Here is a 14,410-nt window from a genome sequence, read left to right on the forward strand (position 1 = left end):
TGAGGACGCCGAACCAGCCGATGTAGAGGCGGTTGTCGGTGGAGGTGATCCAGGTGCAGAACTGCTCCCACAGGTTCGCGGAGTCGCGACGCTGTAAGGTAGTCGTCATATTTCGATGAGTCCGTTGTAAAGGTACGTAAACTTATGTATGTCATTCAATGTAAACGAAAGCTTAGAAAATGTGAAGGAAACTAAACATAAACATTTCTTATAAGCAGCATAGGCTCAGCTAATCTATGGCTGTAGTGAATGATCCCTTGATGGAAAAATTGGAGCTTGCCCTGGCAGGAATCGTATTTCTGCTCTCTAAACTTGCCGCTGTCCTTCACGCACTATTCCAGAGCGCTAAACTCCAGAGCGCTAAACAAACTTTCGAGCGTTCGGAAGCGGAGGCACGATTAAAAAATGTTAAGTTTGAGACTGTTCAAGAATTGTCTGCATTCTCTAAGAATTTGCTATGCGGGTATTTCAGTTGTTCCTGGGTCTAATTGTCTTTTGTTATGTGATGCTGACGGCTGCACCGCTTCCGGTCATCGCTGCAAGTTCTGCTGCAATTCGCGCCTTTGATGACGTTCAAGCGGATACGAAAGATTACGCCGGACAGGATCTTGTCAAAGCGGAATTTGCGAACGCGAGATTGATCAAAGCGAACTTTAGCGGTGCAAATTTGCGAGGAGCAGTCTTCAATGGCTCTGTCTTAACCAATGCGAACCTTCACAGCGTCGATTTTAGTGATGGCATTGCTTACTTAAGTGATTTATCTGGTGTTGATTTAACTGATGCAATTTTGACTTCCGCGATGATGCTTAAATCAAGCTTTAAGGGTGCAAAAGTAGATGGCGCAGACTTCAGCTTTGCCTTACTCGATCGCGACCAAGTTCTTGAGCTATGCAAAACTGCAAATGGCGTGAATCCATTAACGGGTGTGGATACGCGTGAATCCCTGGGTTGTCGGTGAGCATAAACGATCGCCTGTAATCTCCTACAAGCGCGGTGTGAAAACCTTAATGCTGCCCATGAATCCTTAATGCTGCCTATGAATGATTTGTTGAAGCGAGCCGCTCACTTAACATCCGCGAAGCGATTTCACCAATTATTGGTTTTATTACTAGCAGGGTGTTTGACTACAATGACCGGGAGTGTAATCTTTCCGGTGTTGCCAGAAATGGTGCAGCAGCTCGCACTTGACCCCCAGTGGGCAGGAACACTCGCTAGCATTCATGCGCTAACCTCTGCTTTGTGTACCCCAATTCTAGGAGTCGTGGCTGATCGCTTGGGTAAGCTCAAAGTGATGGTTCCTTGCCTAATTCTGTACGCTATTTTTGGGCTATCTACCGCGTTTCTTACAACAATGCCCTTACTTCTAACCAGCCGAGGGTTGCTTGGGGCTGCTAGCGGGGGTGTTGCTGCTGCCACGATCGGCATATTAGGCGGCATGTATGAAGGAGAAACGCGATCGCGCATCTTAGGCTACGCAACGAGTGCCATGACAACCGCGGCGATTTTCTTCCCGTTGTTGGGTGGCTGGGTTGGTGGTATTCAATGGCAGTTTGCTTTTTATCTGTACGGGCTGGGCATTCCCCTGGCAGTAATTGCGGCCCTTGTCTTGAGGGAAAATGCTTCTCCTGCTGTGTCAATGATCCAGACAAGCCAAAATCAGCAGCTTAGCCAGTTGATTCGTAATCGCAGTATTTTAACGGTGTATTTATTTATCTGGGCAGCCGGGCTGATGATGTATGCCGTTGTGGTTTATACGCCGCTCTACCTTAAGCAGGCGATCGGGGCGACTCCTGAAATCAACGGTATTGTGTTAGCAGTTCGTTTGGTTGGAGCCGCTTTAATTTCTGCTTTTGGGGCAAGTCGAATCAGTCAGCGGATTGGGCCGAGTCGAGCGGTTGCTTTTGGCTTCAGCTTAATGGCAATGGCGATCGTGACCATTCCTTTTTTGACTGAGCTGTATTTGATTATTCCGACCGCAATGCTTTTTGGGGCAGGTTTTGGCATCATTACTCCTAACCTGTATGACGTACTGGCAGGTTTAGCGCCCCTCGAAGTGAGGACGACGGTGTTGGCGATCGGAACTGGGTTTAACTCCTTAGGGCAGTTTATTTCCCCTGTGATTTTAGGTTCTGTCTGGAAATATGCGGGTTTACCGCCCGTGTTTTATGTGGCAGGCGCAATTGCAGCGATAGCGAGTGGGTTAAGCCTCACCGTTGTGATGCAGCCAAATCGGGCATCTAGCTAAAGCCGCTGCGTTTGGACAAGCCTTTTGGTTGCACCCAACTAAACGATGATCTTCAGGCGGGTAGAGGGTTGGAAGAAAGAGCTAGCGCAGCATTTCCTCAAACTGTTTTTCCCAGTTTTGATGATTGCCTTTCGCAACTTGAATGATCGGAGAAAAACCAACCAACCGATTCACAAGCCAGTTAACGATCGACAAGGGAAAGCGCAGCGGGCGAGCAATATCAAGAAATAGCACAACCCGATAATCATTCGTGTCGTTCCAAACTTCGTGGGGATAGGTGTCGTCAAAAAACAAGGTTTTGCCTTCCTCCCAGTAGGCGACCTGCTCGGAAACACGAATGCGGCACTTTTCTCTGGGTTCTGGCACTTTTAAGGCTAAATGACACCGAATAATCCCCTTGTGTTTGCCCCGATGCTCAGGAATATGTTTTCCCGGAGCCAGAATTGAGAAGAAAGCAACCTTTAAACCTGGAATTTGTTCCAATAGCCGAGTTGTTTCTGGACACCGATCGCAATTTTTTTGGGAGCGATAGCCAAAGGCAAAAAAGAAGTAAGTCTTCCAGAGATTATCGGGGGAAATGCGGTTCTGGCGAGGAGAAATATCCTGGAAATTGGGGAGTACATCTGTGTAGGGAAGCACTTGATCTAGCTCTTGGCGAATCCCCTGCCAGTTAGCTTCTAGTGCTTCTGCCCAGGGAAACTGGTCTTTAGAGAAAAACACTGATTCGCCAACAAGAGAATACTCAGGTACGAGGCTCTCAATTTTCTGGATCAGGTTTTGGACCAGGTTAATGTTATTAGGGCTAATACTTTCCAGTTTCATGGTAGTTGATTGAACGAACCCTTTCATGCACGCCTTACACTAAATCATCTTAGAAAGTAATTTGGGGCAATCTTATTTTAGGCAACTTTATTTTAGGCAGAAGCTTCACTCCTCCATTGCAATTTCTTGCGCGATTGTAAGTCCCGTTAGCAGATGGCGATCGTCGCTAATATGCGGAAACTTCAATTGGGATTCTGGAATGCCGCGCTTTAGCAATCGCTGTTGCAATGTGGCAAAGCTTCCAGAGGCTAAAATCCGAAGACGGGGGGGTGGAATTGTACCCGGACGCTTGACGGCATAAGAAGGCTGAACCTCCTGAAGGTAGCGATCGAACTGCTGAATGAAATCCTGGGAGTGGGTAAGCCGTTCTCCAGAAGCCAGTTCAATATTGACCAAATAGTGAGGTGGAATTTCATGTTCGGACAAGGTAACGCAGAAGTTTTCTAAGGCGAGATTAAAATTTTGCTGTAGCCGCTGCATGACCTGTGCGACGTGAAATTCTGTCGTCTTCTCCGTAGTCGAAGAGAGTAATCCGCCCAGGCGATGTCGAAAAACAATGATTGGTGCTTCGTTGTAAAAGCCCAAAACCTCGACAACATCATTAATGTCATAGCGATAAAGCCCGCTGTAATTTGTTACAACAATTCGGTAGTAGTTTCCGGGTGTGACTTCACAAGGCAGCAAAGTTTTGGGTTGAGCGGCTTGCCACTGATCTTCAGCGATGAACTCAAAAAAACCTGCGTTCACCGCTAGCACAGCTCCCTCGTTGTTCAGCTCATAGTAGGTGCCAAAAGCTGCTTCTGATGAGGCATAAATTCCACCGAAAATGGGAGTGTCACCAAAGTAAGACGGAAATCGCTCCAGGTAGAAGCTAGATGTACCGCCCAAAGCCGTCACGACGGCAGACAAATTCCAAACCGAGTGGGGCGTCAGCCGTCCTTCTGTTTTTAGAAGATGGCGCAGTTCAGCCGCTCGTTTTGGGTGACTCGACCAGCATCGTTCCAACTTGGCGCGAATCTCCGGTTCTAACTTCAACCAATGGGCAATCTCGCCTGTTTCAATATCTTGAATAAAATCTTCCGCGTAGGATTCCAAGTAATGGCTGAGCTGCAAACCCAGCACTGGAAAGTTTGCCCCAATGATGCGCGTTTGTGGATCGCTTAGCGCAAACAGCAAGCAAACATAGTGACGAGCCAGACTATCAGCCGATTGCAGGGCTTCAAAAGGCTGGGCAGCAATCTGCCGGTAAAGCCCGCTGTTGAGCCGTAAATCACCTGCGCTCACAAAGCCATAGTCGATACCGCTGCTGGTCTGCCCAACGGCTCGTGCTGATGTGGTTACAAGGATCTTACCGATCGGCAGTTTGCGGCGCTGCAGTGCTTCAATCAGGAATCCGGTGCTGGTCTGATTGACTTGACTACGAACTCGGCGAGATCGATGGGTAACAGGAATGAGTTTTTGTTTTCCGGTTGAGCCACTGCTCAGGTTCAGGTAAATTATAGGGTCAGGAGTCAGAATATTGGGCTCGCCTTGAGCGATGCGCTCTACATAAGGCTCGTAATGGCTGTAGGACAAAACAGGAATCCGATCGCGAAATTGAGCAACGGTTTTAACCTCTGCAAGTCCATACTGCTTGCCAAACTCTGTGTTCTGGTGCAATCGCAGCAGTGATAGAAGAAACTTTTCCTGGGCTGCGGTAACGTTTTGAGTATTTCGGACAAAGTTGGCTTTGACTCGCTTCGTTACTGTAGAAACCAAAGATAGCACTAGGTTGCTCATAGGCTGGCTGTGGCAGAAAGTTAGATGAGTCAGTCTCAAAGGAGTCAATGGTAGGTGGGCTAACAAGCGTCAGCCTTCTAGAGAACGTCATCGTACCACCCATCGCCTTATCAGCACAAAATAACAGCCCACAATAAAACAGCCCACAATAAAAAATGGGTGAGCTATTGCCCACCCGATCGCATGACTAAGTTATTGAAATTAAGACTAAATTAAGGAGCCAGGGCATTTCCGCGCAGCAGGCTTGCGATCGTCTTTGCAGTGATCTTAAGCTGCACTATGGGATTAGCAGGCACGACTGTTTTATACAGGTAGCTGTCAAATGTCAGCTTCTGCACGTCGATGTCAGAACACATTTCGACGAAGGCTTCGCGAGTTGCATCTGAGCGGTAGAACACGCGCTGCAAGATGTCTAGCACCAGATAGGTCGCTCCATAGGTTTTGTCCCATCGTTTCAGGTACACCTTGAGATCAGCCTCGGTGGGAATGCGCTCTCCCTTGTTTGACAGTTCGACAATGGTTTCGGCGCACATCCGACCTGACTTCGCAGCAAAGTAAATGCCTTCGCCCGAAGACTTGGTAACATAGCCTGCGGCATCGCCCACCAGAGCCACACGACCCACCACACGACGCGGACGGGGATGCTCAGGAATGGGATGCGCTTCGACTTTGATGATTTTGCCGCCTTCCAGCTTTTTAGCAGCGCGGGTGCGGATGCCAGCTTGCAGGTCTTTGATGAGTGCCTTGTTCTTTTTCATCGTGCCTGTGCCGACCGCAACGTGGTCATACTTGGGGAAAACCCAGGCGTAGAAGTCTGGAGAGACATCATCTCCCACATACATCTCGGCGAGTTCCTCGTAGTATGCCATTCCTTCTTCGGGCAAGCGGATGCGCTCCTGGAAGGCGATCGCGTAGTTGTAGTCTCCTGCATCGATCGCTTTGGCAACGCGGGAATTTGCACCATCTGCACCGATGATCAAATCAACTTGCAGCGTTCTGGCTTCACCTTCCAGCGCACCGTTCGAGTGATCGGCGTAGTGAAGGGTGTAAGGAGCCGTGCTGCTTGTAGGAAGGTCGATGCCATGCACCGTTCCGTTGATTAGCGTTGCGCCCAGTTTGGCAGCCCGATTTCGCAGGAAGCCGTCCAGCACCTCGCGGCGGCACATTCCAATATATTCATCATCTTTAAGCGTCTGACCAATGTTCACCTCAATATTTGAGGGAGAAATCATCTTCATCTTGCGAACTCGACGATCGATGATTTCTGGCGGCAGATCAAACTCGCTGACCATGCAGAGGGGAATTGCCCCACCACAAGGTTTGGCGTTATCTAACTTGCGTTCAAAAAGGTAAGTTTCAATTCCAGCTCTTGCTAATGTCTCGGCAGCCGAGGAACCTGCCGGACCCGATCCAACAACAGCAACCCGTAGTGTCAAAGGTCTTCTCTCCTATGTCTCCCAGAGGCCACGGAGTGCATCCTATCACGGACACTCCGCTGGATTACTGTCTGAGGCCGGAGATAGGAAAGAAATGAAACAGAGCTTAATATATTGACCCTGAGGGAGCAGCGATAGCAGTCATCATTGAGAATTCACAATTCTAATCATTCACAGTGCCATTGGTAAAAGGAGCAAACCGTGAAGTGCGACTGCAAGATCAGGCAGCAAGGGGAACAGAAGGGCAAAAAGTAGTTTGAGCAAGCACGATCGTTTCAGAAGCTTGAACGGTGTCTTGACCGCAAATCGGCAAGCGCAAAATCAAATCGACCAGTTCTTCAAGCTGCTCGAAGGGTTTACTCACGAAAATTGTGTTCTCAATCCAATACAGCAAAACATCGTCTTGCCCACTCATGTTTAGACTGCACCCTCTGCTAAACGCGAGCTTAGAAATTTCAGCGGCACCCATAAGTTATGTTTCAACTCCACGAATGGCGATTGGCGATCGGGATGAACTGGTAGTTATTCACCCTGTCTCTAATAGAATCTATTATTTAATATTTTCTTTAGATTCCTATCCGTATTCTTCCGTGTTATTGCCCGCGTAGCGATTAGAAATTCCGTTGAAATACTGACTGTAGAAATCCTGTAGGCTATTGAAAGCCCTGTTAAAAGCTCTGCTGCGATCGTCATGACCCTGAAGCCGTCTCAGATTCATCAAATTCTTACGAACAAACGCGAGGAATTTACTGCCTTTAATCGGGAGGTGTGGGAGCAGTTGCAGCAGTATCGCAGCGCGCTGCACGTTTTGTCTGCCCAGGGAGAAGCCGATGTCCGGCAGCGTCTTGCTAAGTATTCTGGGGCAACCGGAGCGCGGCTGTTAGAGTCGCTGTCTGAGGCAAAGAACGGCGTGATTTCCTGTGGGCTGGTGTGGCAGAACAAAGAGCAGAGCCTTGCTTGGGTACGCGATCGGCTCACTGGAATCCGCACGTTTGCGGTTGATGGCTCCCAAATCTATCCGGGGAAAGATCTTTCGATTCCGATCGCTCTGGTGCAGATTGGCTGGTTTGAAAATCCTCACCTGCCGACAGGCGGCTACGAGAAAGACATTGCCCTGGATGTGATGACCCCGATCGATCTTCAAGCTGGGAATAGCGGTGAACCTGTCGATCGACGAGTCAATATGCGGCGGTTTGAGATGGAGACGCAACGACTGGTCGATTACATCAAAGACCATGCCCATGCCGAAGACTGTCTGGTATTTCTGGATGGCTCTCTGGTGGCGACCTTTGCTCAAGTGTTTGATGGGAGCAGCCGTCAGTTTTATGTCGAATGTCTGCTGAATTTGCTGCGGGCAAGCGAGAAATACCGGGTTCCTTTGGTTGCCTATATCGACACTTCCTACGCGCAGGATCTCGCGGTAATGCTCCGCACGCTTTATGATCTGCCTCCATCCGACACCATTCACGATGCTCAGTTGCTCAACAAATTTATGGCGTGGGGCGATCGAACTCCCCTGTTTCTGTGCCAGCGATCGGGCATTTTAGACCAGTATGAAGAGCAGCGCGATCGGGTTGCCTTTACCTACTTAAAAACCACTCGCGACAACTATCCTGCCCGGATTGAAATGCCTCTATGGATGGTGGAAGCAGGGATTAGCGATGGAATCATGGACTGGGTACGCGGCGAAGTGATTATTGGCGGCGGCTATCCTTATGTGATCGAAAGCGCAGACCAGACTGCCGTGTTGCAAGCAAACGATCGACAGATCTTTTTCCAGATTTTGCAGGATTGGGCAGAGTCAGAGGATTTAAACCTGCGATTTTCTCGCAAAATGGTGAGCAAAGTCAGGCGACGTTGAGTAACGGTTAAGGAATTCAGTTAAGGAATTCAACCGTTTTTCCGGAGCAAACCGTCAGGACTTCGATAATGCTGCCATGGGGTTTGTGAGTGGGTGATGAAACGATCGTTGGCGAAATCGATAACTGCGAAGGGGGAACTGCTCCATCTTGCGTTTGGGGCGATCGTGCCTGGGCTGCTTGTTTCTATCCCTGCTCAGGCAGTGGCTCTAGCGGAAATTCTGGCTCAGACTCCTGTTCCCACAAATCCTGAGCCTTCCTTGCTTCAGCCTGTGCCGCCTGTTCCCTTGCCTGCTCCCGCTCCAGCTGAATCGATTCCGCCTGCGCCTGCGCCTGTGACTGAAACTGCCCCGGTTCAGATTCCCGTCCAGCAGATTGAGGTGGTGGGAAGTACGGTTTTTGACGAAAACGATTTTGCGCCGCTCGTCCAACCTGTGCAGGGCAAATCGCTCACTCTAGAAGAGCTGCGGCAGGTCGCGGATCAGATTACCCAGCTTTATCTAAACGAGGGCTATCTCACCTCCAGAGCAATTCTGGTCGATCAGCAAATTCAGGATGGCGTTGTGCAGATTCGCGTCATCGAAGGCAGCTTGGAGGCGATCGAGATTGAAGGAACTCGCCGAGTCAATCCTGCCTATGTTCGCAGTCGAATCCAGTTGGGCAGCGGTACGCCTTTGCGTCAGAGCGATCTGGAAGATCAGCTTCGTCTGCTGCGAATCGACCCTTTATTTGACAACGTGGAAGCCAGCTTACGCGCAGGCAGCGGGCTGGGGCAAAGCATTCTGTCGGTGCGTGTAACCGAAGCAGAAGACTGGATTCTCGATCTGAGTGCTGATAACCTGTCGCCGCCCGATGTGGGGTCAGAGCGCATTGGGGTTGTGATAGGACAACATAATTTGACTGGAAACGGCGATTTGCTGACGGCGGCTTATTTTCGATCGACCACAGGTGGATCAAACGTTTTTGAATTCAACTACGAAATTCCACTTAATCCGCTTCAGGGCACCCTTGCGCTCAGGTACTCACCCAGCAACTTCGAGTTTACACGCCGTGATCCTGACGATCTCGATATTCAGGGCAGCGCGAACCTGTATGAAGCCAGCTTTCGGCAGCCCGTGATTCGATCGCCCCGCGAAGAGTTCGCCCTTTCTACCGAATTCACGCACCGCACCGGACAAATCTTTGTGAGCGAATCGCTGATCGACGATACGACGACCAGTGTTTTCACCTTTGGTCAGGACTATGTGCGGCGTGACCCCCAGGGAGCCTGGGCAGGGCGATCGGCATTCAATTTCGGCACTGGATTATTGGGTGCCACCACAGACCCCCCTGACAACACGCCAGACGGGCTATTTTTTACCTGGCTGGGACAGTTTCAGCGCGTCCAAATCCTGAATCCAGGCAATTTACTGATTGCTCAGCTTGATGTGCAGCTCACGCCCGACGCGCTCCCGCCCTCACAGCAGTTTGCGATCGGGGGTGGACGATCGGTACGCGGGTTTCGGCAAAATGCCAGATTGGGCGATAATGGCATTCGCTTTTCTGTGGAAGACCGGATCACGCTTGCCCGCAACGAGGCAGGAGAGTCAGTGCTGCAAGTTGCGCCTTTTATCGATTCTGGACTGGTCTGGAACGATAGCCGCAATCTAAATGCTTTGCCACGTCAAAATTTTCTTGCGGGCGTGGGGTTAGGCATCCTATGGCAGCCCTTGGCTGATGTGAATGTGAGAGTAGATGGCGCAATTCCCCTGGTGAATCTGGACGATCAGGGAGTGAATGCTCAGGATTTTGGGGTTTATTTCAGCGTGGATTATCAGTTGCGGTAGGTGGATGAGTGGAGGGGAGAGATTGTGCGATTCAGTTTGAGCCTGGGGTGGTGTTGCGATCGACTTGTTTGGAAATGGATTTATTTTTGCGGTTCTTTCCAGCCTGTTTCTGCCTGGTCAAGAACGTAGGCGGCGACATCTTGAATTTGCTGCTCAGTGAGGCGATCGTGAAAAGCAGACATATTGTTTTTGCCATGGGTGACGATTTGGGCGATCCCCTCTAGAGAATCCATACCGTTGCGTTGCAGGGCGTTGAGTTTCAGGGTTTTGCCGCGTCGGATAATGTTGCCGCCGTTAATGTGGCAGCCCTCGCAGTGCGCCTGAAAGACTTGAGAGCCGCTTGCTAAATCCGTTGAATCCGCAGCGATCGCAGCAGGCATGACAAGGATTGTTGCAGCCCCAATCAGGGTCATGCAGGCAAGACCTACGAGTCGCGTGAGGAGAAATCGGCTTTCGGTTCCCTGACTCCACCGATCGCATTTAGACATTAGCCAGCCGAACACCAATCGAATATCGAACACAGGAGAAACCTCTCAATTTTCTTCTCCAGTTTATCGATAGGGTCCACAAAATAGGGTTTACGAAAGGGTTCACCCATAGGTTGTGAAAGCTCTGCTCCGAGGGTGTTTGAAAAGCGTTCTCTGTTCTACATTGCCCCCTAAATTCCCCATTGATTGCTTGCCGCTCTAAAAGAGCGAGGGGAGACTTTGAATTTTGAAAGTGAGCCAGGTTGCTTGAGCATTAAGCAAGTTGAGTGACGGTGGCGATTCAAACATCCTCTCATTCTTGTAAGGAGATTTGTTTAACGATCGAATCGCGATCGAATCCAGCCCAGCTTGAACTGCAATGCTTATCCGCACCGACAGAATTTATTGCTGGAGTAGCAGCGTCCACTCTTGCTGAGTCGCATTCCACGTTGGCAGGCTCGTTCTACCAACCACAAACGGACCCCAGTAGCGGCGTGAACCGTCTTCTGCAAATGCCATCAGCACATCTCCCGCTTTGACTTGCAGGTTGCTATCGGGCAGTGAGAGTAATAAGCCAGTATTTCCCCCTTCGCCCGGTGCAAAATCCCAGTGAACGGGCTGGTTGTAGGATAGTTGTGCCGTAGATTTACTGTTTGCCTGCTGAAACAGCAAAGCCACCCGTACCGGATGTGTCGTTTGATTGCTGACTTTGAGGTTTCCCAAACGATCGCTTGCTGCCGCAGGATTGGGCGACTGAGAAACGGGCGGTGGACTAGGAATCGGGGTCGGACTGGGGGATGGGGTGGGAGAAGGTTCGATCGCCGGAGTTGGGGCAGGCATGGGAGACGCGGCAGGTTCCGGGGGAGCGGTTTGCTCGGGGGAAGTCGGCAGAATAATATCAATTCGGGTAAAGAGCAGTGCCAGCAGACAAACGCCCATGACCCCGATTGCCACAGGGTAGAGCTTGAGCTTTGTCTCATCTGATATCTTCACTCCCGTTCCCTCCCGCGTGTCATTTCTAATCTAGACAGGGATCACGGTCTTTGCACGTATCCAAAGAGAGTTTCTGCGGCGATCGTTTTCCCTAAGCGATGGACTGGGGACGGCAATCGGAATCAGGGCTTTCTGTCCTTGTTTTCTGCTTCTCTACCTTTAAAATGCTGATATTCAACTTCCGCCCCGATTTGTCCCCAATTTATCCCCAATTCATGCAGAATACTCGGCTCAGTACGGTTGTAGACAATGCGCTAGGACGATTTAGCCGATCGCTACAAAATCCCTGGCGGCGGTTGTCGCTGCTGCTGATTACAGTTTTGACCGGAAATTTTCTTGCTTCGACGATTTCGACCGTTGCCGGACAAAAGGCAGAATTAGACGTGCTGGCAGCGTTTCTGTTGGTGTTGTTTAGTGAGTTGATTAGCTGGCTAGTTTATCGCGGCGATCGTTCCCGTTCTTTGGGACAAGCGAGGCCTGCTGCCCGATCGCTGTTGCTCGATGTCTTGAACGGGTTAAAGCTGGGACTGGCTTATGGGCTATTTCTGGAGGCATTTAAGCTGGGCAGTTAGCGAATGAGCGAATAAAGGAGCGGTAAACGATGGCAGAAAGCAGGTCAATTCATCAGCAGGACGAAGCTTTTTTTCAGCGAGTTTTTCTTCGGCTCCAAAACTTTTTTTATCAGCAGGGCTGGCAAGATAGTCCGATTACCCCCAAGGAGGAACTGCTTCGCATCAAGCTTTTACAGCAGTTTTGGATGCCTTTAGCACAACAGATCGCTGAGTGGCGGCAGCAGAAAACGCTAATTCTCGGGATTCTGGGCGGGCAGGGAACGGGTAAAACGACCCTTGCCGCTATCCTGACTGAAATTTTGGCAGAGATGGAACTTCAGGTTTGTCGTTTATCGATCGACGACCTTTATAAAACCTATGCCGATCGACTTCAGCTTCAGCAGTTTGACCCTCGCTATCGCTGGCGTGGTCCTCCGGGCACACATGATGTCTCGCTGGGATTATCGGTTCTGAAGCAGCTCAGACAGGTTAGCCCGCAGCATGCGGTTGCCGTGCCTCGCTTTGACAAGTCGCTGCATCAAGGGGCAGGCGATCGAATTGTGCCAGAAAGGCTTACGGCTGCTGATGTGGTGCTGTTTGAAGGCTGGTTTGTGGGGGTGCGTCCGATCGCTCCGGCTTTGTTTAACCATGCCCCGTCGCCGATTATCAGCGAGTCTGACCGCACCTTTGCCCGTGACATCAACGATCGGTTACAAGACTACTTGCCGCTGTGGGACGAACTCGATCGCCTGATTGTGCTGAATCCAGTAGATTATCGATTGACGCTGCAATGGCGCAAAGAAGCAGAACACATGATGAAAGCGACCGGAAAACCGGGCATGAGTGATACCGAAATCGAGGAATTTGTGCAGTATTTCTGGCGATCGCTTCACCCTGAGCTGTTTATCCCGCCGCTTCTGTCTCAGCCTGAATGGGTTGATTGGATCATTGAGCTTGACGAAAATCGGTTACCCATTTCGATTTATTGTCCGTACAATCCCGGTTCAGACTAAACGCTTCGCAAATTTTCGACCAGTTGCTTCGATCGCGCCTCAACGATTGACCAGTCGCCTGCCTCGATCGCCTGTTTTGGAAAAAGCTGTCCTGCCAGCCCTACAGCGATCGCGCCTGCACGAATAAACTCCGCTGCATTGTCGATCGTCACGCCTCCGGTAGGAATCAGCGGAATTCCGCCGAGCGGCTCCTGCAAACTGCGAATATAGCTTGCGCCACCCACCGCCTGAATTGGAAAAACCTTGACACAGGCTGCCCCTGCCTGCCATGCCTGCATAATTTCCGTCGGGGTCAGCGCCCCTGCCACGATCGGAATCTCCCGCCGCACTGCCGCTTCAATCATCGAAAAATCCGTATGCGGCGAAAACAAAAACTGTGCCCCCGCCTCGATCGCCTGCTGCACCTCATCGGTCGATCGCAACGTTCCGGCTCCAATCACACAATCTGGCAAATCATTTTGGATCTGTTGGATTAGATGATGGGGACGATCGCTGTTCCAGGTAATTTCAATCAGCCGCATTCCGCCTGCCGCCGTTGCGTTTGCCATCTCGATTCCCACTGCCAGTTCGAGGGCGCGAATCACTGCGATCGATCGATGCTGTTTCAGCAGTGCAAGCCATGCTGCGGACATAACCTAACCACCCAATTTCGAGTCAAAGAACCGAAGCCTGATTTTGCCATGTTTTAACTCATTTGACAGTCATCTCACGGCTATGTACTGCTTTATTCCATTCCTGCGGTATAGAAAGCTACCTTCCTCTAGGTGTAATAAGTCGTTGGTACTGAATGGCTATTTTGGAACTACGGGTGCAACAGATTGGAAATTTCCAACAACAAGATCTGTTGAATGTCAAAAGGATTCTTGTTTCATTACACACGTTTTTGTACATCCCAATGCTTTTGAGATCGAGGAGGAATTGAACATGAGCAATTTACGCGATCGGGAAGTTTATGAGAATGAGCTACGGCGGCAGGCTCAGAGCGATCGAGAGAACAGCAGTGCGGCAAGTGGGGTTGCCCTTGGAATTGCGATCGCAGGTTTAGTCGGTGCAGGAATTGCAGCTTACGCCTTTTTTAATCGCCCGTCCGAATCGCAAGCTCCACGCCAAAATACAGTCATTGAGCGAACCCGAGAAATTGTTCCGGCTCAGCCTCAAGCTCCTGATGTGAAGGCTCCTGATATCAATATCACAGTTCCTAACCCTGCCCCGACTCAGGAGTCTGAGCTAACTCAGCCGGAGTCAAACGCTCAACGGTCTTCTGACAGTGACTCGTCAACGTCCAGCCCAAATCCTGCACCACCCTCTGAGAATCCATAATTGGGTTTTATCTGTTTCTCGGATTCTCGCAATTAAATAAATCTCACTCTGGAAATTTTCTCAGCCGCCCTAGCTTCACTCTGGGGCTGGCTGATTTTG

At 50.3% G+C, this 14,410-nt stretch carries 14 protein-coding genes and 1 pseudogene; 7 read left to right on the plus strand and 8 right to left on the minus strand.

Going from position 1 to position 14,410, the window contains the following annotated elements:
* A pseudogene (locus tag NDA02_RS12750) lies at positions 1-109 on the minus strand (photosystem II q(b) protein); the annotation flags it as partial.
* A 348-nt stretch (positions 110-457) separates the two neighbouring features.
* On the opposite strand from NDA02_RS12750, the gene NDA02_RS12755 reads away from it, so the two are divergent.
* Both NDA02_RS12755 and NDA02_RS12760 read left to right on the plus strand, forming a co-directional pair.
* Entirely contained in the window at positions 458-958 is a 501-nt protein-coding gene (locus NDA02_RS12755; protein ID WP_190790605.1) for a pentapeptide repeat-containing protein, read from the plus strand.
* Between the two features lie 78 nt (positions 959-1,036).
* Complete coding sequence (locus tag NDA02_RS12760) at positions 1,037-2,245, plus strand: MFS transporter (RefSeq protein ID WP_348255062.1); 1,209 nt, start codon at positions 1,037-1,039, stop codon at positions 2,243-2,245.
* Between the two features lie 81 nt (positions 2,246-2,326).
* On the opposite strand, the gene NDA02_RS12765 is transcribed toward NDA02_RS12760, so the two are convergent.
* The 4 genes from NDA02_RS12765 to NDA02_RS12780 form a co-directional block, all read right to left on the minus strand.
* Entirely contained in the window at positions 2,327-3,067 is a 741-nt protein-coding gene (locus tag NDA02_RS12765; protein ID WP_348249783.1) for an aspartyl/asparaginyl beta-hydroxylase domain-containing protein, read from the minus strand.
* A 105-nt stretch (positions 3,068-3,172) separates the two neighbouring features.
* On the minus strand, positions 3,173-4,846 hold the full coding sequence (locus NDA02_RS12770; RefSeq protein ID WP_190791633.1) for a GH3 auxin-responsive promoter family protein: 1,674 nt from the start codon (positions 4,844-4,846) through the stop codon (positions 3,173-3,175).
* Between the two features lie 212 nt (positions 4,847-5,058).
* A complete protein-coding gene (gene chlP, locus NDA02_RS12775) occupies positions 5,059-6,282 on the minus strand; it encodes a geranylgeranyl reductase (protein WP_190791632.1) in 1,224 nt (407 codons plus the stop codon).
* A gap of 220 nt (positions 6,283-6,502) precedes the next feature.
* A complete protein-coding gene (locus tag NDA02_RS12780) occupies positions 6,503-6,697 on the minus strand; it encodes a hypothetical protein (protein ID WP_190791631.1) in 195 nt (64 codons plus the stop codon).
* A 276-nt stretch (positions 6,698-6,973) separates the two neighbouring features.
* Between NDA02_RS12780 and NDA02_RS12785 the strand changes: the two genes are divergently transcribed.
* On the plus strand, positions 6,974-8,143 hold the full coding sequence (locus NDA02_RS12785; RefSeq protein ID WP_348255064.1) for a DNA double-strand break repair nuclease NurA: 1,170 nt from the start codon (positions 6,974-6,976) through the stop codon (positions 8,141-8,143).
* A gap of 96 nt (positions 8,144-8,239) precedes the next feature.
* Positions 8,240-9,967, plus strand: coding sequence for a ShlB/FhaC/HecB family hemolysin secretion/activation protein (locus tag NDA02_RS12790; protein WP_190793582.1), 1,728 nt, complete (start codon positions 8,240-8,242; stop codon positions 9,965-9,967).
* 80 nt (positions 9,968-10,047) lie between these two features.
* Here the strand turns inward: NDA02_RS12790 and NDA02_RS12795 are convergent, their stop codons facing one another.
* On the minus strand, positions 10,048-10,347 hold the full coding sequence (locus NDA02_RS12795) for a c-type cytochrome (RefSeq protein ID WP_242067503.1): 300 nt from the start codon (positions 10,345-10,347) through the stop codon (positions 10,048-10,050).
* A 489-nt stretch (positions 10,348-10,836) separates the two neighbouring features.
* Positions 10,837-11,427 carry a hypothetical protein gene (locus tag NDA02_RS12800; RefSeq protein ID WP_190793581.1) on the minus strand — a complete coding sequence of 197 codons (591 nt, stop codon included), beginning with the start codon at positions 11,425-11,427 and terminating at the stop codon, positions 10,837-10,839.
* Between the two features lie 215 nt (positions 11,428-11,642).
* On the opposite strand from NDA02_RS12800, the gene NDA02_RS12805 reads away from it, so the two are divergent.
* Both NDA02_RS12805 and NDA02_RS12810 read left to right on the plus strand, forming a co-directional pair.
* A complete protein-coding gene (locus NDA02_RS12805) occupies positions 11,643-11,999 on the plus strand; it encodes a DUF565 domain-containing protein (RefSeq protein WP_190793580.1) in 357 nt (118 codons plus the stop codon).
* 29 nt (positions 12,000-12,028) lie between these two features.
* Positions 12,029-12,991: a glycerate kinase gene (locus NDA02_RS12810; protein WP_348255066.1), complete on the plus strand. Its 963-nt coding sequence runs from the start codon at positions 12,029-12,031 to the stop codon at positions 12,989-12,991.
* Here NDA02_RS12810 and NDA02_RS12815 read toward each other — a convergent pair.
* Positions 12,988-13,623 carry a bifunctional 4-hydroxy-2-oxoglutarate aldolase/2-dehydro-3-deoxy-phosphogluconate aldolase gene (locus tag NDA02_RS12815; RefSeq protein WP_190789943.1) on the minus strand — a complete coding sequence of 212 codons (636 nt, stop codon included), beginning with the start codon at positions 13,621-13,623 and terminating at the stop codon, positions 12,988-12,990. The genes NDA02_RS12810 and NDA02_RS12815 overlap by 4 nt on opposite strands.
* A 292-nt stretch (positions 13,624-13,915) precedes the next feature.
* Here NDA02_RS12815 and NDA02_RS12820 point away from each other — a divergent pair, with 292 nt between their 5' ends.
* Positions 13,916-14,311, plus strand: a complete 396-nt coding sequence (locus tag NDA02_RS12820) for a hypothetical protein (protein ID WP_348255067.1) — start codon at positions 13,916-13,918, stop codon at positions 14,309-14,311.
* Positions 14,312-14,410: the final 99 nt, after the last annotated feature.

It is taken from the genome of Leptolyngbya sp. ST-U4 (genome assembly GCF_039962215.1).
Classification (GTDB): domain Bacteria; phylum Cyanobacteriota; class Cyanobacteriia; order Elainellales; family Elainellaceae; genus Leptolyngbya_A.